Origin of the sequence: Rhodococcus sp. BL-253-APC-6A1W (assembly GCF_012843405.1) — a bacterium.
Lineage (GTDB): Bacteria > Actinomycetota > Actinomycetes > Mycobacteriales > Mycobacteriaceae > Rhodococcus.
The window spans coordinates 1-21925 of the sequence record NZ_JABAFB010000008.1 but is presented as its reverse complement, the minus strand read 5'-3'; the positions used below and the strand labels follow the sequence as shown (position 1 = coordinate 21925).

Below are 21925 nucleotides of genomic sequence, written 5' to 3'. Positions count from 1 at the left end.
TCAGGACTTTCTCTTGGCGCGCTTTCCGGTCGGTCGGGCTCCCGGCCTGGGGGCTCGCTGAACGGGCGCGTAGCGGGCTGCCGGAGGACCTGCAGGCGTGGCCACCGAAGTCCCTGCGGTGCCGGGGACTTCGCCGCTTCCGGCGGCTGCGGCTCGTGCCGCTGCCTCCTCGCGCTTGGCCAGTACCTTGCGGGTGTGCTTGGCGATCGGTCCGCGCCATTCCTTCAGCGTAACGAGCAGCGGGGTGGCGAAGAACACCGACGAGAACGCACCGACGATGATGCCCACGAGCTGGACGAGCGCCAGATCCTTGAGCGTGCCGACCCCGAGCAACCACACCGCCACGACCATCAGCGCGATCACGGGCAGCACCGAAATCACGGTCGTGTTGATCGACCGCATGAGGGTCTGGTTCACGGCGAGGTTCGCCTGCTCTGCGTAGGTCCGCCGATGCAGATGCAGGATGCCCCGGGTGTTCTCCTCCACCTTGTCGAACACCACCACCGTGTCGTACAGGGAGAAACCGAGGATGGTCAGCAAGCCGATGACGGTCGCGGGCGTCACCTCGAAACCGACGAGCGCGTACACACCCGCGGTGACGATCATGTCGAAGAACAGGGCTGCGATCGCCGCGACCGCCATGTCGCGTTCGTACCGGATCGCGATGTACACGCTGACGATCACCAGGAACACCACCAAGGCGATGAGTGCCTTGTCGGTGATCTGGCTGCCCCACGTCTCGCTCACGTCCGCGACGCTGATCGAGTTGATCGAGGGCTGCCCGTCGGCGCCGGCCGGCTGGAACTCATCGAACAGTGCCGACTGCACGGCGGCGACCTGTCCTTGGTCGAGGGTGTCCGAGCGGATCTGGATGGTGGCGCCCGAACCGGCGCCGACCGTCTGGACCGACTCCGGCTCGAAACCGAGCGTGTCGCTGAAAACGGTCTCGACGTTCTCGGTGGTCACATCGGCGACGACCGGCATCTGGATGCGGGTGCCGCCTTCGAAGTCGATGCCCCACGTGAAGCCGCGCACGAGCATGCTCAGCAACGCGAGCAGCACGATCACCGCGGTCACGATGTACCAGCGTTTGCGCTGCCCGACGATCTCGAAGGCGCCGGTACCGGTGTAGAGCCCGGCAAGTGTTCCGCGACGCGTGGTGGGTCGTTCCGCTGTTGTCGTGTCGGTCATGGTCACGCCTCCTTCGCCGCTACCGCAGCGAGCTGGCGCTCGTGCGCCACCTGCTGAATTGCGCCCAGACCGTTCACGCTCGGCTTGGACCAGAACTTCGACCGCGAGGCCAGGTGCACGAGCGGCCAGGTCACGAGGAAGACCACCACGACGTCCAGGATCGTGGTCAGACCCAGGGTGAAGGCGAACCCTCGCACCTGTCCGACCGCGAGAACGTACAGCACCGCTGCGGCGATGAAGCTGACCGCATTGCCGGACAGGATGGTACGACGGGCACGTGCCCAGCCTCGCGGCACTGCGGAGCGGAAGCTCCGGCCTTCGCGGATCTCGTCCTTGATGCGTTCGAAGAAGACCACGAACGAGTCTGCGGTCATGCCGATACCGATGATCAGGCCCGCGATTCCGGCGAGGTCGAGCGTGAATCCGATGTACCGGCCGAGGAGCACCATCACCGCGTAGACCGCCAGCCCGGACAGGATGAGGGACAACGCGGTGAGGATACCGAGCATCCGGTAGTAGACCAGGCAGAACAGGAACACCAGGACCAGTCCGACGGCACCCGCGATCAGACCCGCTTCGAGAGAAGCGAATCCGAGGGTGGCCGAGACGGTCTCGGCTTCCGATGCGACGAAGGACAGTGGCAACGAACCGTACTTGAGCGTGTTCGCGAGTTCGCTCGCCTGAGTGTTGGTGAAGTTGCCGGTGATCGAGGTGGCACTGCCCGCGGGCGTCGCACCCTGGATGACCGGAGCGCTGACCACCTGCGAGTCGAGGGTGAAGGCGGCCTGCTTACCGATGTTGGCGGCGGTGAACTGCGCCCACGTGTTGCTGCCCTCGGTGTCGAAGGTCAAGCTGACCTCGTAGCGGGACTGCTGAGAGTTGAATCCCGAGGACGCGTCGGCGATCTGCTGTCCGTCGATGATGCTCGGGCCGAGCAGGTAGACGGAGGTGTCGTCCGTCGAGCAGGCCACGAGCGGAAGTGCCGGATCGTCGTTGCCCGCGAGCGGGTCGGCAGCCGAACAGTCGAGCGAGAGAGCCGCCTCCTGCTGAACGGCAGGGTCGGAACTCTGACGGAGGGCCCGGGCCGCAGCGATCTGGTCGGCGGCCTCTGCCTGCGGGCTTCCGGGAACCGCGTCGGCGGCCGGGGCTTCGGCGGGAGCGTCCGTCGCGGGAGCGTCTGTCGCAGGCGCAGGTGTGTCCGCGGGCTCGCCCGGTTCGACCGGCGCGTCCGTCGGGTTCTGTGCCGGGAACGGACGGCCCTGCGGCTCCGCGCCGTCCGTGGCGGGTGCCTGACCCTCTTCTTCGGCCGGCGGAGCTTCTGCCGGAGCGTCCGTCTCCGATTCCGGGGCCGGGGCGCCGTCGGCGGGGCCGTCCTCCTCGACAGGCTGCTCGGCCGCCGAGTTGGAGCTTGCGATCGGTCCTCCGAGCACGGGACGGATATAGAGCCGCGCCGTCTGTCCGAGCGTCTTCGCCTGCGAGCTGTCGTCGCCGGGCACCGTGATCACCAGGTTGTCGCCGTCGACGACCACCTCCGAGCCCGATACACCGAGCCCGTTGACGCGGGTTTCGATGATCTGCTGAGCCTGCTTCAAGCTGTCGGCGCTCGGGCTGCTGCCGTCCGGGGTGCGCGCGGTGAGCGTCACCCGGGTGCCGCCCTGCAGATCGATGCCGAGCTTGGGAGCCGGCGACTTGTCCCCGGTGAAGAAGACCAATGCATACAGCGCTACCAGGATCACCCCGAACAGGGCGAGCGAACGCGCGGGATGCACCGATCCATTGGAAGGTGCCACGGTGTGTGTGTCTCCTCGATACGAGTGAGTGGAATCGGAGATGAGCAGCCCTCAGAGGCGCATTACGCGCGTGGGGCGGCCACGCAGCCGCATCGGCGCCGACACAATGTCTCGGTGCGCCGCAGCGTCGGCGTCAGTGCTCGGTGGGACGCCCTTCGGACGGGTCGTCCTTGCCCAGCGACACGATGCCGCCGTCGTCTGCGGAGTCGTGCGCGGGCTCGACGCGCTCACGAACGACCAGGCGCGACCATGTGGTCACGACGCCCGGTGCGATCTCGAGTTCGACCGTGTCCTCCGCGAGCGAGACCACCGTGGCGTGCAGGCCTGCCGTCGTCATGACGCGGTCGCCGATGCGCAGCGAGTCCTGCAGCTCCGCTACCTTGGCCATTTCCTTCTTCTGACGCCGTACGCCCAGGAAGGTCGGGACGAGCAAGGCGAGAATCAGGAGCGGGAATAGCAGTTCCATCGTTGAAGTCAGTCCTCGGTTGTAGCCAGTGTCGTGGCGGCAGCAGGGCCGGCTCGACGTCGGAATCGGCCTCCACGGACCGATGCAATAAACCAGTGTGCCATTACCTCGCCGCAGACCCTACGACCACGCGCACGGGGCGCTAGACCCCGGGTGGTCCCGGGCCCTCACCGGATCGATCGAGCTGCGGTTCCCGTGCGCGCACCTCGATGCCACCGGTGGCTGCCTCCGGGGGCGGAGTCAGTCCGAGCTGCAGCCAGGCCGCCTGCGTCGCGACGCGACCACGTGGCGTGCGGGCGATCATTCCGGCACGCACGAGGAACGGCTCGCAGACCTCCTCGACGGTTCCCGGCTCCTCGCCGACCGCCACCGCCAATGTCGACACGCCGACCGGCCCACCACCGAAGCTGCGCACCAGAGCGCCGAGCACCGCGCGGTCGAGGCGATCGAGGCCGATCGGATCGACGTCGTACACCTCGAGCGCCGCGCGGGCGATGTCGCGTGTCACGACACCGTCTGCCCGGACTTCGGCGTAGTCGCGCACCCGGCGCAGCAGCCGGTTGGCGATGCGCGGTGTGCCGCGCGAGCGTCCGGCGATCTCGGCGCTCGCGTCGTCGTGCAGGTCGATACCCAGAATCGTCGCCGAACGCCGCAGGATGAGCTGCAACTCCGCGGGTTCGTAGAAATCCATGTGGGCGGTGAACCCGAACCGGTCGCGCAACGGACCGGTGAGAGCACCGGAGCGGGTGGTGGCACCGACGAGCGTGAACGGCGCGACCTCCAGGGGTATCGAGGTGGCTCCCGGCCCCTTTCCCACGACCACGTCGACCCGGAAATCCTCCATGGCGAGGTAGAGCATCTCCTCGGCCGGGCGCGCGATCCGGTGGATCTCGTCGATGAACAGGACGTCGCCCTCGACGAGGTTCGACAGCATCGCCGCGAGGTCGCCCGCACGCTCGAGCGCCGGACCGGACGTCAGGCGCAGCGACGCTCCCAACTCGGCGGCGATGATCATCGCCATGGACGTCTTGCCCAGCCCGGGAGGGCCGGAGAGAAGGATGTGGTCGGGTGTGCCGCCGCGCATGGTCGCACCGCGCAACACCAGCTGGAGTTGCTCGCGCACTCTGGGCTGCCCGATGAAGTCGTCGAGACTCTTCGGACGCAAGCTCGTTTCGATGTCACCGTCGGTCGCGGTGAACGCGGCCGTCACCGGAGAGTCGTGCGGATCGTCGTACGAACCGCCCTCGTCGGGCAGGTCGTCGCCGGTCACCGGGACTTACCCAGCAACGACAGCGCCGCCCGCAGCGCGGTGGACGTGTCGGCGTCCGGGGCATCGGCCAGCACCGTGTCGGTGGACTGCTCCGCCTGTTTGAGCGGGAAACCCAGACCGACGAGCGCCTCGACGACCTGCTCGCGCACCGGCGATGCGGGCACGGCCGACAGTGGAGCCGCGCCGTTGCCGCCGAACGCGGCGACCTTGTCGCGCAGTTCCACGATCATCCGTTCGGCGCCACGCTTGCCGATTCCCGGAACCCGGGTGAGGGCGGCGGTGTTGCCGTCCGACAGCGCCGCCCGCAACGCGTCCGGTTCGAGGACGGCGAGCGTCGCCATCGCGAGCCGGGGTCCGACGCCGGAGACGGTCAACAGGAGCCCGAACAGATCGCGGGCATCGGGATCGGCGAACCCGAACAGGGTCATCGAGTCCTCGCGCACGATCATCGCCGTCATGAGCCGCGCGTGCTCGCCGCGTCGCATGGTCGCCAGGGTTGCCGGGGTCGCGTTGACGCGGTAGCCCAGCCCCGCCGATTCGATGACGACGTGGTCGAGTGCGATCTCGAGGACCTCGCCGCGGACGGAGGAGATCACCGTGTTCCTGCCTTCCGGGCTGCGGCCTGCTCCCGCAACCGTGCCTCGTAACGTCGTTTCTGTTCTGCCGCAGCGGCTTCCGCCGCGGCCATCCGGGCCATCATCGGCGCCCGCCAGCAATGGCAGATCGCCAGGGCGAGAGCATCGGCGGCGTCGGCGGGTTTCGGTGCCTGCGCCAGCCCGAGGATGCGGGTGACCATCGCGGTCACCTGCTTCTTGTCTGCTCCGCCGTTGCCGGTCACCGCCGACTTCACCTGGCTGGGAGTGTGGAACATGACGGGTATGCCGCGTCGCGCGGCGGACAGTGCGACCACTCCCCCGGCCTGCGCCGTTCCCATCGCGGTACGGACGTTGTTCTGCGAGAAAACTCGTTCGACCGCGACGACCTCGGGCCGGTACCGGTCGAGCCAGGTCTCTGCCGCATCGGAGATCTGCAGCAGTCGTGTCGCAAGGTCGAGATCGGTGGGCGTCCGGACGACGTCGACGGCCACGGCGGTGACCTCCCGCCCCCGGCCGGCGTCCACGATCCCGAAGCCGCATCGCGTCAGCCCCGGGTCGACACCCATCACACGCACCCGTCATACCCCTTACGCACTACGAACAATTGTTCGATAGCCTATCGGAACGGGTCCGCCGCCCGCCGGTCCGACACGCGATCGGCCGGCGGACGCCGGGGGGTCAGTCTTCGAGTTCGGCGAGGACCTCGTCGGAGACATCGACGTTGGTGTACACGTTCTGCACGTCGTCGCAGTCTTCCAGCGCGTCGACGAGCTTGAAGACCTTGCGCGCGCCTTCCGCATCGACGGGGACCTCGACGGACGCCCGGAAATCGGGATCGGCCGAGTCGTAGTCGATACCCGCGTCCACCAGCGCGGTGCGTACCGCGATGAGATCGCCGGCTTCGGAGACCACCTCGAACTGGTCACCCAGGTCGTTGATCTCCTCGGCGCCTGCTTCGAGCACGACCTCGAGGATCTCGTCCTCCGAGCGCTCGCCCTTGTCGAGCACGACGACGCCCTTGCGGGTGAACAGGTAGGCCACCGAACCGGGATCGGCCATGTTCCCGCCGTTGCGGGTCATGGCGGTGCGGACCTCGCCCGCTGCGCGGTTGCGGTTGTCGGTCAGACACTCGATGAGCACCGCGACACCGTTGGGGCCGTAGCCCTCGTACATGATGGTCTGCCAGTCGGCGCCACCGGCTTCTTCGCCGCCGCCGCGCTTACGGGCCCGCTCGATGTTGTCGTTCGGGACCGAGCTCTTCTTCGCCTTCTGGATGGCGTCGAACAGCGTCGGGTTTCCGGCGGGGTCACCACCACCCGTCCGGGCTGCCACCTCGATGTTCTTGATGAGTTTCGCGAACATCTTCCCGCGCTTGGCGTCGATGACCGCCTTCTTGTGCTTGGTGGTGGCCCATTTGGAGTGGCCGCTCATTCGCTTGGAGCCCCTTCCGGCGAGGTACGTCGGATCACTACCGACTGTTCGGAGAGCCGATTCTACCTGCCGGATCACGCGTGTACGCGCACCGCATCGACGAAGAGCCGGTGCACTCGCAGATCACCGCCCACCTCGGGGTGGAACGAGGTCGCGAACACCGCGCCCTGCCTCACCGCGACGACGCGGCCCGCAGCAGGTCCGGTGGGCACGGTGGCGAGGACTTCGACGTCCGGTCCTGTCCTCTCGACCCACGGGGCCCGGATGAACACCGCCCGGACCGGACCACCCTCGACGCCCCTCACATCGAGGTCCTCCTCGAACGAATCGACCTGCCGCCCGAACGCATTGCGGCGCACGGTGATGTCGAGCGCGTCGAGGTGCTCGGCGTCCGGTCGCGTGTCGAGAACCTCGGAGGCGAGCAGGATCATCCCGGCACACGAACCGTATGCGGGCATCCCCTCCCCGAGCCGGGATCGCACCGGGTCGAGCAGATCGAACACGCGCAGCAACCGGCTCATCGTGGTGGACTCCCCACCCGGGATCACTATCCCGTCGACAGCGTCGAGTTCACCGGCGCGGCGAAGCGCGATCGTGCGGGCACCGGCGGCCTCGAGTGCTGCGCGATGCTCCCGCACGTCGCCTTGCAGTGCGAGCACCCCGATGGTCGGCGTCGTGGTCATGTATTCGTACCTTCTCCCGGGGGAAGCCACCTACGGCCGCGGCGTGCGGCTGAGGCCCTCCTGCACGACGGCAGCGACGAATTGTCCACGGCTGTCGAAGATTCTGCCCTGGGTCAGTGCGCGCCCGAATCCCGCGGCCGGAGAGGTCTGATCGTAGAGCAGCCAGTCGTCGGCGCGGAACGGGCGCATGAACCACATGGCGTGGTCGAGCGAGGCGCCCTGGATGTCCTCGTCGCGGTGGATGACCATCGACGAGCCCAGCAGCGTCATATCGCTCATGTAGGCGAGCGTGCACACGTGGAGAACCGGGTCGTCCGGCAGCGGCAGGCGCGACCGGAACCACAACTGCTGCTGGGAGGCCGAGCCGTCGCGTCGCACGATGCGATCCTGCGGTACGAACCGGAACTCCCATTCCGACCACTCCCGGTTCACCCACCGGTATTCGGGGTCGGGTGAGTCCATGGCGTCGGTCAGCTCGTCAGGCATCGGCACCGCGGGCATCACGTCCTGATGCTCGATGCCGTGGTCCTCGATGTGGAACGACGCCGACATCGTGAAGATCGCCTTGCCGTCCTGTACGGCCGTGACCCGCCGGGTGGCGAACGAGCGTCCGTCCCGCATCCGTTCGACCTGGTACACGATGCTTTTGTCCGGATTCCCCGGACGCAGGAAGTAGCCGTGCAGCGAGTGCACACCGAAGTCCGGATCGACGGTGCGCACCGCGGACACGAGGGACTGCCCGGCCACCTGACCGCCGAATGTCCGCTGCAGCAACGTCTCGGTCGCGATACCTCGGAAGATGTCGTTCTCGATCCGTTCCAGCGCCAGGATGTCTTCGATCTTCGCCATAGGGGCCCCTTCTCTGCTCCGTACCCGTTGAAGGCTAGCGGCAGGCCGGAACGAACACGCAGGTGCTCCTCCGCAGGTCGACGAGCACGCAGTCTCCGCAAGGGCCCGATTTGTGGCACTCTCTCACGCAAGGGAGGGTGGACATGGGGAACCACGTGCGGACAGCGAGCAGGAACCACGTCACCGTAACCGGACGCCGAGGCGCCCCGGTGATCGTGCTGGCACACGGTTTCGGCTGTGATCAGAGTCTGTGGCGTCTCGTGGTTCCCACCCTGGAACAGGACTTCACCGTGGTGCGGTTCGACCATGTCGGAGCCGGCCGCTCGGACCTGTCCGCATGGAGCGCGTCGCGGTACTCGACTCTCGACAGCTACGCCGAGGACGTGCTCGAGGTGTGCCGCGATCTGGGGCTGGGACCCGTTGTCTTCGTAGGTCATTCGGTGAGCGCGATGATGGGGGTTCTCGCCGCGGCACAGGACCCCGACGCGTTCAGCGGCCTGGTTCTCCTCGTGCCGTCGCCGTGCTTCATCGACGACCCGGCCACCGGATACCGGGGCGGGTTCAGCGCCGAGGACATCGACGAGCTTCTCGAGGCACTGGAAGCGAACTATCTGGGCTGGTCGGGTGCGATGGCGCCGGTCATCATGGGGAACCCGGAGCGTCCGGTACTCGGCGACGAACTGACCGATCTGTTCTGCCGCACCGACCCCGCCATCGCCCGTGTCTTCGCGCGCGTGACCTTCCTGTCGGACAACCGCGACGATCTTGCGGCGGTTTCGGTGCCCACGCTCGTCGCGCAATGCTCGCGCGACGCCATCGCACCGCCGGAAGTGGGCGCTTTCGTCCATGCGGCCATCCCCGGCAGCGAACTCGTGACGCTGGATGCGACAGGCCACTGCCCACAGCTCAGTGCCCCGGACGAGACGGCCGCCGCCATCGCCGACTTCGTGTCACGGATCGGATGACGACCCCGCCCCATCCCGAGGATCTGCCCGCGCGACGCGACCTGCCGGGCGCGCACCCGGACGACGAACCGGGGAGCGCAGCCCTCGGGCAAAGCCTCCAGGAAAGCGCGGAAAGCCTGTACGAGAATGCTCCCTGCGGCTACATGACGACCCTCCCCGACGGACGCATCGTGAAGATCAACACGACGCTCCTGGCGTGGCTCGGCTATCCGCGCGAGGACCTCGTGGGCCGGCGATACTTCTCCGATCTGCTGTCCGTGGGTGGACGCATCTACCACGAGACCCATTTCGCGCCACTTCTCCTGCTTCACGGCGAAATCGGCGGAATCGCATTGGAATTGACGGCGGCGAACGGGTCGCGGCTTCCGGTTCTGGTGACCTCGAACCTCGAGAGGGACGCAGCGGGACGGCCCGTCCTCGTCCGGACCACGCTGTTCGACGCGAGGGAACGACGCGCCTACGAGATCGAACTGCTCCGTGCGCGGCGCGAGGCCGAGAAGGAACGCGAACGACTTCAGCGCATCACCGCGGTCCTGCAGACCACCCTCCTGCCGCCGGCCCTGCCCCAAGTACCCGGACTCGACGTCGCCGCCCACTATCACATCGCGTCCCCGGACGAGGTCGGTGGAGATTTCTACGATCTGTTCCCGCTCGGCACCGATTCGTGGGGTCTGTATCTCGGTGACGTGTGCGGTAAGGGTGCCCGCGCGGCGGTGGCGACGTCGATGGTCCGGTACACGCTGCGCGCCGCGGCGGTGCACGAGTCCGACCCGGTCGCGGTACTCGGCGTACTCAACACCGCGTTCCTCGAGGAACGGGCGCGTGAATCCCGCGACGGTGAGCCCCGGGCGCCGTTCTGCACGATCGTGTTCGGCACCATCACCCCCGGCACCCGCGCGGGGAGCTTCGTGATCTCCCTTGCCGCGGGTGGCCACCCACCGGCCGTGCTGATGCGAGCGGACGGCACGGCCGACTATCTGCCCATGGTGGGAGGGCACCCGGTCGGGCTGCTCGCCGATCCGCGTTTCGTCACCGCGCAGGTCCGGCTCGATCCCGGCGACACGCTGCTCCTCTACACCGACGGGGTGACCGAGGCGCGTATCGCGGACACCGTTCAGGACCGGTACGGCGAGGAGTCGCTGATCGAGTTCGCCAGGGCAACGACGCCCGCGACCGCTACGGACGCCGTCGCCGCGGTGCGGCAACTGCTCGGGGCTCTCGGGTCCGGCGTCCAGGACGACGTCGCGGTCACCGCGATCCACGCACCCCGCCGGCTGCCGTCGACCGGCTGACAATGTGGGCCGGTTCGACCGGTTCCGCTGCCAACATGCTCGCCGAGCGAGCAGAATGCACCTATGGCCGACACGGGGCACCATCGCCGGGAAGACCCTCAGCGCACGCCGCTCTACGGCGTGCTGATGATCATCGCGGCACTTGCGGCCGCGATCGCGGTGAGTTTCTACGGACCGGTGTGGCTCCGGATCGTCGTCTACATTCTCGCTGTCGTCGTCATCGCCATAGGGTTCGTGTTCACCCTGCGCGATTACTCCAGATAGTCCGACCGCACGCCGCGCACCCGGAAACCACCGGGTGCGCCGCTCTGTGTCGTCACAGATCGACCACGCTCACCAGCCGCGCTCTGCCAGGCGGTGGGGTTCCGGGATCTCGTCGACGTTGATTCCGACCATGGCCTCACCGAGGCCCCGGGACACCTTCGCCAGGACATCGGGGTCGTCGTGGAACGTGGTGGCCTTGACGATCGCGGCCGCACGCTGCGCCGGATTTCCGGACTTGAAGATGCCGGAACCGACGAAGACACCTTCAGCCCCGAGTTGCATCATCATGGCCGCATCGGCAGGGGTGGCGATGCCACCGGCGGTGAACAAGGTGACCGGCAGCTTGCCGGCCTTCGCAACCTCCACGACGAGGTCGTAGGGTGCCTGAAGTTCTTTTGCCGCTACGAAGAGTTCGTCTTCGGGAAGCGAACCCAGTCGCCGGATGTCCTGGCGGATCCGTCGCATGTGGGTGGTCGCGTTGGACACGTCACCGGTGCCGGCCTCGCCCTTCGACCGGATCATGGCAGCGCCCTCGTTGATCCGTCGCAGCGCCTCACCGAGGTTGGTGGCGCCGCACACGAACGGCACGGTGAACGCGAACTTGTCGATGTGGTGCTCGTAGTCGGCCGGGGTGAGCACCTCGGACTCGTCGATGTAGTCGACGCCGAGGGACTGCAGGATCTGCGCCTCCACGAAATGACCGATACGGGCCTTCGCCATCACCGGGATGGAGACGGCGTCGATGATGCCGTCGATCATGTCGGGGTCGCTCATGCGGGAGACACCCCCCTGCGCCCGGATGTCGGCAGGCACCCGCTCGAGAGCCATGACTGCGACGGCGCCGGCGTCCTCGGCGATCTTGGCCTGATCGGGTGTGACCACGTCCATGATCACCCCGCCCTTGAGCATCTCGGCCATGCCGCGCTTGACGCGGGCGGTGCCGGTGACGGACGTGGATTGTGGGGTGCTCACAGCGGGACTCCTGGAAGAGGTCGACACGGAAAACGCCGCAGCACGGATCGGCCTGCGCGATACGGCGAGTCTATGGACGCGCACCGGCACCGCCCATAGCCAGTCACGGTGGGCTGGCCTTGCCGTGTCTGCCTGCCGCGTCAGCGAATTGCGCGGACCTCGGGTTCGCGATGCCGGGCCGCGACCGCACGTGCCTCGTCGAGCAACTGCGGCAGATCCTGCGGATAGACGGACTCCCCCGCCCCGACCAGCTCCCGGACCCCGGCCGGATCGAACCAGCGGTGCTCGAGGCTCATCCGGCGTTCGAGGTCGGTGAATCCGTCCGCTCCGGGTTCGAACGCGGGTACCTGCACGGCGAAGAACAGTTCCTCGGAATGCAGTACCTCACCGTTGAACGGGAAGACCGCCACGCGCCGCCACATGGGCCCGAACACCTGATCCGGATCGACGTGGAGTCCCGTTTCCTCGGCGATCTCCCGGATCGCCGCATCCAGCAGGCTCTCCCCCGGTTCGACGGCGCCACCCACCGTGAACCAGAAATGCGCCTCGGGGGTCGTGGGGTCGTGCCCGCGCAGGAGCAGCACCCGCCCTTCGTCGTCGAGCAACACCACGCGCGCCGACGTGCGCGCGCGGTCGGGTACAGGCGCAGGCGAACTCGGGGCGGGTGAGCTGGCAGCGGGTGAGTTCGGTGCCGGACGGACTGCCACAGCCTGAGCGGACACCGGGACGGATGTCCCCGCCCGCTCGGCGATTTCGAAGTAGGTCGGCAGGGGGGCGGTGCCGCCGAGATGCAGCCACTGCACGGTTCGCCGGGTCCGCAGCGCCAGCGTGTCGCGCACCGCGTCGTTGTGGAAACGGCGAGCGATGAGCACGCGCGCTTCGGCGTCGGCGAGTTCGGCGACCAGCGGCGAACGCAGCCGATCGGTATCGACCTTGGCGAGTGCCGCGGACAACTCGTTCTCCGCGGCTTCGCGGTGGCCTCGGTCGGCGCGTTCGGCGACGTCCGCGAGATGTGCCAGGCTCCGGCCCTCCGACGCGGAGATGGACGCCGCGATGCTTCTCGCGACCACGGCGCGTCGTGCGAGTGCGGCGTCGAGCGCGAGCCACGACAGATCCGAGCGCACATGGAGCCGGTCGAGTCGGTTCGCGACGGAGTACGCCCAGAACCCCACGGTCACAACGACTGCCGCGACGAGCGCGAGGACGAGGATTGTCAGTGCACTGAGTGTCACGAGCGCACCTCGCGAACGCGACCGGCGCCGACGGTGACCGTCTCGTACACCCGGAGGATCTGCTCGGCGACGACCGGCCAGTCGTAGCAGCCGACGATCTCCGTGCCCGCCTCCACCAGCGCATCACGGCGCGTGTCGTCGTCGAGCACGTCGAGGATCCCCAGGGCGAGTGCGTGCGAGTCGCCCACGGGGACGAGGACACCGGCACGGCCGTCGCGCAGAACACGACGGAACGCGTCGAGTTCGGACGCCACCACGGCGGTCCCCGCAGCGAGCGCCTCCACGAGGACGATGCCGAAACTCTCACCACCGAGGTTCGGAGCGCAGTACACGTCCGCCCCTCGCATCGCGGCGGCCTTCATATCGTCGTCGACCTGCCCGAGCAGTCGCAGGTGGCCGGCGTGTGGTCCCGCATCCTTGCGGAGTTTGTCCTCGTCACCGCGACCGACGACCAGGATTTCGATGTCGGGATAGCGCGCGACGATCGTGGGCAACGCTCCGAGCAGGACTTCCATGCCCTTGCGGGGTTCGTCGTACCTTCCGAGGAACAGCACCGTGCGACCCGCCCGCGGGTAACCCGGTAGCGGCGGGGTGTGCTGGAAGAACGGGACGTCGACGCCGTTGGGAATCTCCACCGCGTCCGCGCCGAGGGAGTTGACCTGCCACCGGCGAGCGAGTTCGGACACGGCGATGCGGCCGGTGATCTTCTCCAGGTACGGCTGCAGGACACCTTGGAACGTGCTCAGCACCAGCGACTTGGTGGTGGAGGTGTGGAACGTGGCGACGATGGGACCTTCCGCGATCTTGAGCGCCAGCATCGACAGGCTCGGTGCGTTGGGCTCGTGGATATGCAGGACGTCGAAGTCGTTGTCGTTGATCCACCGCCGCACCCGCGTGTACGAGACGGGCCCGAAGCTGAGCCGTGCCACCGACCCGTTGTACGGAATTCCCACTGCGCGGCCGGCGGAGGTCACGAAGTCGGGCAGCACGGTGTCCTCCGAGGCCGGCGCGAGGACGCTCACGTCGTGGCCGCGCGCGATGAGCACCTCGGCAAGGTCCGCGACGTGCGCCTGGACTCCGCCGGGCACGTCGAACGAATACGGGCAGACCATTCCGATCTTCACTTACGCCTCCATTCGGGCGCGGCGAGCCTCGGACAAGTCGTCGAGCCACAACGGCTGCAGCATGTGCCAGTCTGCCGGGTGAGCGGCGATGTCGGCGGCGAACCGGTCGGCGAGAGCCTGCGTCGTCGTCTCGACACCTCCGGTCACGTCGATCTCGGGATGCACGCGGAATCCCCACCCGTCCTCGGTGAACCAGCAATGGACCGGGAGCAGCGCCGCCCCCGTCTCGAGGGCAAGTTTCGCAGGTCCGGCGGGCATACGTGTGGGCTCGCCGAAGAAGGTGACCGGGACGCCCTTTCGGGCGAGGTCACGCTCGCCGAGCAGGCAGACCACCTTGTTCTCCCGCAACCTTTCGGCGAGTTCGACGAACGGCGGGGTCTCCCCACCGGTGAGAGGAAAGATTTCGAATCCCAGCCCTTCGCGGTATTCGACGAATCGCTTGTACAGCGCTTCCGGACGCAACCGCTCGGCGACCGTCGCCAAGCCTCCCGTGTGCCGCACACACCACACCCCGGCGAGATCCCAGTTACCGCTGTGCGGCAGAGCCAGGATCGCACCGCGTCCCGCCGCGAGTGCCGCGTCGAGATGTTCGCGCCCTTCGATGGCGTCGTCGATCGACACCGCCGTCTCGTCCAGATCCATGGACGGCAACCGGAACGCTTCACGCCAGTAGCGGGCATAGGACCGCAACGATGCCCGAACGAGTTCGTCGGGAACCTGGTCCGGCGCCGTGCCCAGCACCCGGGCCAGATTGCGACGCAACTGCTGCGGTCCCCCGCCCCGGCGCGCGGCGTAGTCCGCACCGGTGTCGAACAGACGACGGGCGAGTCCTTCGGGAAGTGCACGCACCACGCGCCATCCCGCCGCGTACCCGAGGTCCGCGGCGCGATCGGCGGGCCTCACCGGTCGCCCTCGTTCTTGTCGTTCGTGTCCGCGGGGGTACCCGTGGCGATCGGGAGCAACTCCCGCGCGCTGGGCGAGTTCCGCACGGCGAGAACCCGCTGGAACACCGTGATCACCGAACCGGCGGCAAGCAGCCACATGGCGATGTGGATTGCCCAGTCGAGACCGAGACCGGTGAAGCCGGCGCCGACGAGGACGATGACCAGGCGGTCGGGACGCTCGATCAGGCCGCCGTCCGCCGAGAGCCCGCTGGCCTCGGCCCTGGCCTTGGCGTAGGAGATGACCTGCGAGCACACCAGGCAGATCAGGGTCGCGACGAGGAGCGGGCGACTGTCCTCGTGGTACACCGCCCACCACGCCAGACCGGCGAAGATCGCACCGTCGGCAACCCGGTCACAGGTCGCGTCGAGGACCGCGCCGAACCGGGTGCCGCCGCCGCGCGCTCGCGCCATCGCCCCGTCGAGCATGTCGAACATGACGAATATCCAGATCGCCAGTGCTCCCCAGAACAACTCGCCGATGGGGAACAGCGTCACGGCGGCAACGATCGTCGCGACGGTGCCGATGACGGTCACGGCGTCCGGCGTCAGTCCGGTTCGGATCAACGCCTTGCCGAGCGGCGCGGTGGCCTTCGACACCGACGCGCGCCCGAAGAAGCTCAGCATTGTTCGACCCCCGTTTTCCGATTCGACCGTTGTGCCCGGGACACGATCCTGCCACGGCCGGGAAGCCCACGGTCGACGCTACCGCCGACGGGTGCAGGAACCTGCACTCGACGTGAGTTTCTCACTCGTCCCAGGCCGACGCCAGAAGTGCCCGGGTGTCGCGCAGCAGTTGCACCATCACCTTGGAGCCTCCGAGGACCGTGATGAAGTTGGCATCTCCGCCCCAGCGGGGCACCACGTGCAGGTGCAGGTGCTCGGACAGTGAGCCTCCCGCGGCCGCGCCGAGGTTGAGACCGACGTTGAAGCCGTGCGGCCGCGACACCTTCTTGATCACCTGGAGGGCGCGCTGGGCGAACGCCATGAGTTCGGCGCTCTCCTCGGCGGTGAGGTCCTCGAGATTCGCAACCCGCCGGTACGGCACGACCATGAGGTGGCCGGGGTTGTACGGATAGAGGTTGAGCACCGCATACACGAATTCACCGCGGGCGACGACGAGGCCCTCTTCGTCCGGCATCTTGGGGATGTCGGTGAACGGCTCGTACGGTTCGCTGCGCGCACCGGGCGACTCGGTGATGTACGACATGCGGTGCGGAGACCACAGTCGCTGCAGGTGGTCGCGGTCGCCTACGCCCCGGTCGACGAGCCCGTCGGCCGTGTCGGCCGGTTCCGGGGTTCGGCGGGGGTCACCTGCCGGTGCAGCGGCAGGGTCGGTGTACGCACCCGACTCGTCGACGGGGCCGCCGGTCACGGCTGCCCGCCCGCCCCGGCCGGCTGTACCAGTTCGGCGGTGGGCGATGCGTTCTCGCGGCGGCGCACCCAGTCGACGACGATCCGCACGGCCTCGTCGACAGGCACCCCGTTGATCTGCGTGCCGTCACGGAACCGGAAGCTCACCGCGCCGGCCGCGACGTCGCGCTCACCGGCGAGCAGCATGAACGGCACCTTCTGAGTGGTGTGGGTGCGGATCTTCTTCTGCATCCGGTCGTCCGAGATGTCGACCTCGGCGCGGATGCCCTCGGCCTTCAGTGCGGCGACGACGTCGAAGAGGTGGTCCTCGAAGTCGGCGGCGACGGGGATACCGACGACCTGTACCGGGGAGAGCCACGCCGGGAACGCCCCCGCGTAGTGCTCGGTGAGCACACCGAAGAACCGCTCGATCGAGCCGAACAGCGCGCGGTGGATCATCACCGGACGGTGCTTGGCGCCGTCCGATCCGGTGTACTCCAGCTCGAACCGCTCCGGCAGGTTGAAGTCGAGCTGAATCGTGGACATCTGCCAGTTGCGACCGAGCGCATCGGTGACCTGCACCGAGATCTTCGGGCCGTAGAACGCGGCGCCGCCGGGATCGGGGACGAGGTGCAGACCCGAGGCCTCGGCGACCTCGCGCAGCGTATCGGTGGCGGTCTCCCACAGTTCGTCGCTGCCGACGAACTTCTTCGGGTTCTTGGTCGACAACTCGAGGTAGTAGTCGTCGAGTCCGTAGTCCCGGAGCAGTTCCAGGATGAAGTTCAGCACCGAGGTGAGCTCGTCGCGCATCTGCTCGGGCGTGCAGAAGATGTGCGCGTCGTCCTGCGTCATTCCGCGCACGCGGGTCAGGCCGTGGATGACGCCCGACTTCTCGTACCGGTACACGGAGCCGAACTCGAACATCCGCAGCGGCAGCTCACGGTACGACCGGCCGCGGGAACGGAAGATCAGGTCGTGCATCGGGCAGTTCATCGGCTTGAGGTAGTAGTCCTGGCCGGGCTTGCGGACCGTGCCGTCGTCGTTGAGTTCCTCGTCGATGTGCATGGCCGGGAACATGCCGTCGCGGTACCAGTCGAGGTGGCCGGAGATTTCGTAGAGATGGCCCTTGGTGATGTGCGGCGTGTTGACGAAGTCGTACCCGGCGGCGACGTGCCGCTCGCGGGAGTAGTTCTCCATCTCCTGCCGGATGATGCCGCCCTTGGGGTGGAACACGGGCAGACCCGAGCCGAGTTCGTCCGGGAACGAGAACAGGTCGAGTTCGGCGCCGAGCTTGCGGTGGTCGCGACGTTCGGCCTCGGCGAGCAGTTCGAGGTGGCGGTCGAGGGCTTCCGTGGACTCCCACGCGGTGCCGTAGATGCGCTGCAGATCGGCGTTGTCCTGGTCACCGCGCCAGTACGCGGCGGAGCTGCGCGTGAGCTTGAAGGCCGGAATGTATTTGGTGGTCGGCAGGTGCGGACCGCGGCAGAGGTCCTTCCAGACGAGTTCACCGGTACGCGGGTTGAGATTGTCGTAGATGGTCAGCTCGTTACCGCCGACCTCCATGATCTCGGGATCGTCGATACCGGACTTGTCGTCGATGAGCTCGAGCTTGAACGGCTCGTCCGCGAGTTCCGCACGCGCGTCGGCGATATCCGCGACGACCCGGCGCGAGAAGCGCTGCGCGTCCTTGACGATCTTCTTCATGCGCTTCTCGAGCTTGGCGAGATCTTCGGGCGTGAAGGGCCGGTCGACCTTGAAGTCGTAGTAGAAGCCGTCCTTGATCGGCGGGCCGATGCCGAGCTTCGCCTCGGGGAACTCCTGCTGCACTGCCTGTGCGAGCACGTGAGCGGCGGAGTGCCGGATGACGCTGCGTCCGTCCTCGGTGTCGGCACCGACGGCCTCGACGTCGACATCCTGATCCGGCACCCACGCGAGGTCTCGTAGCGCACCGTCGGCGTCCCGGACGACGACGATCGTGTCCGGTCCTTTGAGCGGCAGTCCCGCCTCACGTACGGCCGCGCCCGCACTGGTTCCAGCCGGCACCCGGACGAGCGTGGCTGATTTCGCGGATGCGGGCGTGGTCACTGTGGTGAACTCCTCGGCTCGATGCCTGATAAAAGGGCGTCGCCTGCGCGTAGACGTGCGCGATGGCAACCCCTACATGCTATCGACATTCACTCTGCCGACGAACACAGGGCGTCACCGGCCGCGGACGCCCCGAGCGACGAACGTCAGATCCCGTGCAGGCCGACGAGTACGCGTTCGAGCAGATCGACACCCGGGCCCACCTGATCGACCGTGCGATGCACCGTGAGTTCTCCTGTGGCGGCGAGATCGCCCACCAGAACTCGGGCGACCCCCAAGGGAATGCCCGCCAGCGCCGCGACCTCCATGATCGAGCGTGGCTGCACGCACAGGGCCAGCACGGTCCGGTGTTCCTCGAGCGCGAATCCCCGTTCGATTCCCTGCGCGGAGGGCACCGCGGACACGAGTGCTTCGAGCGGTAGCTCTACCTCCGCACGGGTGCGCCCCCCGATTCGCACGAACGGCCGCACGAACGACGACGTCTCTGGCTGGTCCATGTCCTCGTTTCCCACATCGATCTCGGATCCCCTGTCGGTGCCGGACATCGCTGCCCGCCTTTCAGGGGTACCGCCCACCACCCGGGTTTGCCCGGAAACACTGCCTTGATCCACTTCGCCCGACGGCCGGCCGCGCTGCGCAAGCTCTGCACCCGCGCTGTTTCGGCGCTGCCGGGATCTTGCCGAACCGAACCTGGCGCCGGTTGCCCCGACAACCGGCCACTCGCTGTCCGCAACACTCATCTAGGGCGCACCCCCTCCTGGGACGAGGTCAATCCTGCCATCAATCGCTCGCGCGGACACCGATGGCCACGAAAGTGGGACGCTGCCGACCCGGGCACCCTCCAGCACCATCGGTCGCACAGTGCCCAACTGTTACATGACACAAACGAAAAATGGGCACCCTCCGGTGGGTGCCGTTCATCACTATTCCCGGGAGACAGCCCTGAGGGCGATCCCCATGCGCGCCGGCGTCTGCAACGCCGCGTCACTGCGTCCTCCCGGACCTGCGGGAAACCCATCAACCCCCCGTGTCGCCTGGTTACGGTGTCGGGAGGGCCAGGCCCGATTCCGGCGTGCGCCCGTTCGCGCCCTGCCGTCACCGACCCCGCACGCGGCGTCCTGCACGACTCACACACCGGCAGCGTCCGGCAAGGAGGACAGACCATGCGAGCGTTCGTATTCGACAGGTACAAGCAACCCCTCCACGAAGCGGACGTCCCCGAACCCGCCGTGGGCACTCGGGACGTCCTGGTCAGCGTGAGTGCGGCGGGCGTGAACCAGCTGGACGACAAGATCCGCGACGGCGAGTTCAAGCCGATCCTGCACTACACGCCCCCGCTCACGCTCGGCCACGATGTGGCCGGGACGGTGGTCAGCGTGGGCGCACACGTGCGGGGGTTCGAAGCCGGGGACAAGGTTTACTCACGCCCGCGCGACTACCGCATCGGCACGTTCGCCGAGCGCATCGCGATCGATCAGGCTGATCTCGCCGTCGCTCCCGCATCGATCGGTCCCGTGGAGGCGGCGTCGCTGCCCTTGGTGGCATTGACGGCGTGGCAAGCGCTCGTGGAGAAGGGACGAGTGACGGGCGGGCAGAAAGTCCTCGTCCACGCCGGTGCCGGCGGCGTCGGGAGTATCGCGATCCAGCTCGCCAAGCACCTCGGGGCGCAGGTGGCGACCACGGTATCCGGTCGGAATGCGGACTTCGTTCGCGAACTCGGTGCGGACGTGGTCATCGACTACCACACCCAGGACTTCGGCAAAGAGCTCTCCGGGTACGACTTCGTCCTGGACTCCCTCGGCGGCGAACACCTGCTCGAGTCCCTCCGGGTGCTCAGGCCCGGCGGGAAGGCCATGGGAATCTACGGAGTCCCCGATCCGGCCTTCGCGAAAGAGATCGGCGCGAACCCCATCGTGCGCCTGGTCATCGCCGCTCGCAGCCGCACGACCTGCTCCCTTGCCAGGAAGCTCGGCGTGACCTACGAGTTCTTGTTCATGCACGCGTCCGGGGAGCAACTGCGTCTCATTGCCGATCTCGTCGACGCCGGTTCCATCCGCCCCGTCGTCGGCGCCACCTTCGCGTTCGACCAGACGCCCGAAGCCCTCGCGTCTCTCGGCAAGAGCAGCATTCGAGGGAAGTCGGTCATCACGGTGCCCTGACCTGGCGAGCCGACGATGCGAAGGAACTCGTCCGCACCGGCTGGCGAGGGGGAATCAGAAGATCCTGCACGCGGATATACCGGCCTATGAGGATGCGGCGAGGAGTAATGAGGATCGTCGCTGGCACGGGGTGCCCATGCGACATTGGGTGGTCCCGGCTGGGATCGAACCAGCGACCTTCCCGGTGTGAACGGGACGCTCTTCCACTGAGCCACGGGACCGGGCCGCATCGCTGCGGCTCGAACGGAAAGGAACATTAACACTCTCTCGCTCCGAACACGAATCCGCAGGTCACCGCGGTTCGGCCACACTCGGGACGCTACTCCGCACGCACAAACACCGCACTGCAAAGACCGAACACCGCGCTGCAAGAAGAGGGACTTCGCGTCCGATGTCGTGAATGGACGCGAAGGGGCTCGCGGGGCCCTGGACCGCACTGCCGGTAGAGGACGCGCGATGCCGCGCAGGGGACGTGTAGGGGAAAGGCCTGTACGGGTCGGATCGCGGCAGGCCGGAGCGGGCCCGGCAGCGACGGCCCCGCCACACTCCCTTCCCCTCCTCCCGTCGGCTGTTTCCCACCGGGTTCCTCACAGAGCCTGCACCCCACCACGCAACCGGCCCGGACGATGGTCGTCGACCACCACGACCGATTCGGCATGCCGGCACAGACACCACAGGGAACCCTGCAGCCCCTCGAACCGCATTTCGCGCCACGACCTGCTGATTTGTGTGTTTCGACGGTGGTCGGCTAGTGTTCTGAACCGCACCACGGAGAGCAAAACGCCGAACGGTGCGAATGCGGATGTAGCGCAGCTGGTAGCGCATCACCTTGCCAAGGTGAGGGTCGCGGGTTCGAATCCCGTCATCCGCTCGAGAGGTTGGACTCGACCTTTTAATGGTGGAGTGGCCGAGTGGTGAGGCAACGGCCTGCAAAGCCGTGCACACGGGTTCGATTCCCGTCTCCACCTCGCGCGATTAGCTCAGCGGGAGAGCGCTTCCCTGACACGGAAGAGGTCACTGGTTCAATCCCAGTATCGCGCACCAGGTTCGACCAGCACGTGGGTCGAATCGATGTAGAGTCAACGTGCATGCGGATGTAGCGCAGCTGGTAGCGCATCACCTTGCCAAGGTGAGGGTCGCGGGTTCGAATCCCGTCATCCGCTCCAAATCTGGACCCCACAATCCCGCGCGATTAGCTCAGCGGGAGAGCGCTTCCCTGACACGGAAGAGGTCACTGGTTCAATCCCAGTATCGCGCACCAG

General features: G+C 67.5%; 21 protein-coding genes and 6 tRNA genes. 9 read left to right on the top strand and 18 right to left on the bottom strand.

Translation table 11 applies throughout. From position 1 onward, the window contains the following. The 9 genes from secF to HF877_RS13765 all read right to left on the bottom strand — a co-directional run bounded on the left by secF (window position 1) and on the right by HF877_RS13765 (window position 8276). Window positions 1-1191 (bottom strand): protein translocase subunit SecF, encoded by a 1191-nt coding sequence (gene secF, locus HF877_RS13805; protein ID WP_169621748.1) that lies wholly within the window; start codon window positions 1189-1191, stop codon window positions 1-3. A 2-nt stretch (window positions 1192-1193) separates the two neighbouring features. After that, window positions 1194-2981 carry a protein translocase subunit SecD gene (secD, locus tag HF877_RS13800; RefSeq protein ID WP_169621747.1) on the bottom strand — a complete coding sequence of 596 codons (1788 nt, stop codon included), beginning with the start codon at window positions 2979-2981 and terminating at the stop codon, window positions 1194-1196. 133 nt (window positions 2982-3114) lie between these two features. Further along, entirely contained in the window at window positions 3115-3447 is a 333-nt protein-coding gene (gene yajC, locus HF877_RS13795) for a preprotein translocase subunit YajC (RefSeq protein ID WP_169621746.1), read from the bottom strand. A gap of 142 nt (window positions 3448-3589) precedes the next feature. Continuing rightward, complete coding sequence (ruvB, locus tag HF877_RS13790) at window positions 3590-4702, bottom strand: Holliday junction branch migration DNA helicase RuvB (protein ID WP_169621966.1); 1113 nt, start codon at window positions 4700-4702, stop codon at window positions 3590-3592. Between the two features lie 11 nt (window positions 4703-4713). Beyond that, a complete protein-coding gene (gene ruvA / locus HF877_RS13785; RefSeq protein WP_169621745.1) occupies window positions 4714-5313 on the bottom strand; it encodes a Holliday junction branch migration protein RuvA in 600 nt (199 codons plus the stop codon). Continuing rightward, window positions 5310-5888, bottom strand: coding sequence for a crossover junction endodeoxyribonuclease RuvC (gene ruvC, locus HF877_RS13780; RefSeq protein WP_169621744.1), 579 nt, complete (start codon window positions 5886-5888; stop codon window positions 5310-5312). The genes ruvA and ruvC overlap by 4 nt, the downstream gene beginning before the upstream one ends. A gap of 103 nt (window positions 5889-5991) precedes the next feature. Beyond that, window positions 5992-6744 (bottom strand): YebC/PmpR family DNA-binding transcriptional regulator, encoded by a 753-nt coding sequence (locus HF877_RS13775; RefSeq protein ID WP_169621743.1) that lies wholly within the window; start codon window positions 6742-6744, stop codon window positions 5992-5994. A gap of 74 nt (window positions 6745-6818) precedes the next feature. Next, on the bottom strand, window positions 6819-7427 hold the full coding sequence (pdxT, locus tag HF877_RS13770; RefSeq protein WP_169621742.1) for a pyridoxal 5'-phosphate synthase glutaminase subunit PdxT: 609 nt from the start codon (window positions 7425-7427) through the stop codon (window positions 6819-6821). A 30-nt stretch (window positions 7428-7457) separates the two neighbouring features. Further along, entirely contained in the window at window positions 7458-8276 is an 819-nt protein-coding gene (locus HF877_RS13765) for an acyl-CoA thioesterase II (protein ID WP_169621741.1), read from the bottom strand. Window positions 8277-8431: 155 nt separating this feature from the next. Here HF877_RS13765 and HF877_RS13760 point away from each other — a divergent pair, with 155 nt between their 5' ends. The 3 genes from HF877_RS13760 to HF877_RS13750 all read left to right on the top strand — a co-directional run bounded on the left by HF877_RS13760 (window position 8432) and on the right by HF877_RS13750 (window position 10797). Next, on the top strand, window positions 8432-9241 hold the full coding sequence (locus HF877_RS13760; RefSeq protein WP_346765176.1) for an alpha/beta hydrolase: 810 nt from the start codon (window positions 8432-8434) through the stop codon (window positions 9239-9241). Continuing rightward, window positions 9238-10533, top strand: coding sequence for a SpoIIE family protein phosphatase (locus HF877_RS13755; protein ID WP_169621739.1), 1296 nt, complete (start codon window positions 9238-9240; stop codon window positions 10531-10533). Before HF877_RS13760 ends, HF877_RS13755 begins: the two co-directional genes overlap by 4 nt. A 63-nt stretch (window positions 10534-10596) precedes the next feature. Continuing rightward, complete coding sequence (locus HF877_RS13750) at window positions 10597-10797, top strand: hypothetical protein (protein ID WP_169621738.1); 201 nt, start codon at window positions 10597-10599, stop codon at window positions 10795-10797. 69 nt (window positions 10798-10866) lie between these two features. On the opposite strand, the gene pdxS is transcribed toward HF877_RS13750, so the two are convergent. From pdxS to HF877_RS13710, 8 genes are all read right to left on the bottom strand, one after another. Continuing rightward, on the bottom strand, window positions 10867-11769 hold the full coding sequence (gene pdxS / locus HF877_RS13745; protein ID WP_169621737.1) for a pyridoxal 5'-phosphate synthase lyase subunit PdxS: 903 nt from the start codon (window positions 11767-11769) through the stop codon (window positions 10867-10869). A 140-nt stretch (window positions 11770-11909) separates the two neighbouring features. Further along, window positions 11910-13001: an NUDIX domain-containing protein gene (locus HF877_RS13740; RefSeq protein WP_169621736.1), complete on the bottom strand. Its 1092-nt coding sequence runs from the start codon at window positions 12999-13001 to the stop codon at window positions 11910-11912. Then, complete coding sequence (locus HF877_RS13735) at window positions 12998-14125, bottom strand: glycosyltransferase family 4 protein (RefSeq protein ID WP_169621735.1); 1128 nt, start codon at window positions 14123-14125, stop codon at window positions 12998-13000. The genes HF877_RS13740 and HF877_RS13735 overlap by 4 nt, the downstream gene beginning before the upstream one ends. Next, entirely contained in the window at window positions 14126-15028 is a 903-nt protein-coding gene (locus HF877_RS13730; RefSeq protein WP_169621734.1) for a phosphatidylinositol mannoside acyltransferase, read from the bottom strand. Then, complete coding sequence (gene pgsA / locus HF877_RS13725; RefSeq protein ID WP_169621733.1) at window positions 15025-15693, bottom strand: phosphatidylinositol phosphate synthase; 669 nt, start codon at window positions 15691-15693, stop codon at window positions 15025-15027. Before pgsA ends, HF877_RS13730 begins: the two co-directional genes overlap by 4 nt. A 121-nt stretch (window positions 15694-15814) precedes the next feature. Further along, window positions 15815-16303 carry an HIT domain-containing protein gene (locus HF877_RS13720; protein WP_169621965.1) on the bottom strand — a complete coding sequence of 163 codons (489 nt, stop codon included), beginning with the start codon at window positions 16301-16303 and terminating at the stop codon, window positions 15815-15817. A gap of 134 nt (window positions 16304-16437) precedes the next feature. After that, entirely contained in the window at window positions 16438-18504 is a 2067-nt protein-coding gene (gene thrS, locus HF877_RS13715; RefSeq protein WP_169621732.1) for a threonine--tRNA ligase, read from the bottom strand. 146 nt (window positions 18505-18650) lie between these two features. After that, on the bottom strand, window positions 18651-19049 hold the full coding sequence (locus tag HF877_RS13710) for a DUF742 domain-containing protein (RefSeq protein WP_240952431.1): 399 nt from the start codon (window positions 19047-19049) through the stop codon (window positions 18651-18653). Window positions 19050-19667: 618 nt separating this feature from the next. Here HF877_RS13710 and HF877_RS13705 point away from each other — a divergent pair. Further along, on the top strand, window positions 19668-20663 hold the full coding sequence (locus HF877_RS13705; protein ID WP_169621730.1) for an NADP-dependent oxidoreductase: 996 nt from the start codon (window positions 19668-19670) through the stop codon (window positions 20661-20663). A 149-nt stretch (window positions 20664-20812) separates the two neighbouring features. Here the strand turns inward: HF877_RS13705 and HF877_RS13700 are convergent. Then, window positions 20813-20884 (bottom strand) — tRNA-Val (locus HF877_RS13700). Between the two features lie 577 nt (window positions 20885-21461). Between HF877_RS13700 and HF877_RS13695 the strand changes: the two genes are divergently transcribed. The 5 genes from HF877_RS13695 (at window position 21462) to HF877_RS13675 (ending at window position 21924) form a co-directional block, all read left to right on the top strand. Further along, window positions 21462-21534 (top strand) — tRNA-Gly (locus HF877_RS13695). Between the two features lie 26 nt (window positions 21535-21560). Then, window positions 21561-21631 (top strand) — tRNA-Cys (locus tag HF877_RS13690). A 1-nt stretch (window position 21632) separates the two neighbouring features. Then, window positions 21633-21707 (top strand) — tRNA-Val (locus HF877_RS13685). Window positions 21708-21753: 46 nt separating this feature from the next. Next, window positions 21754-21829: transfer RNA gene (locus tag HF877_RS13680), tRNA-Gly, on the top strand. A 20-nt stretch (window positions 21830-21849) separates the two neighbouring features. Beyond that, window positions 21850-21924, top strand: a tRNA-Val gene (locus HF877_RS13675). Window position 21925 lies beyond the last annotated feature (1 nt).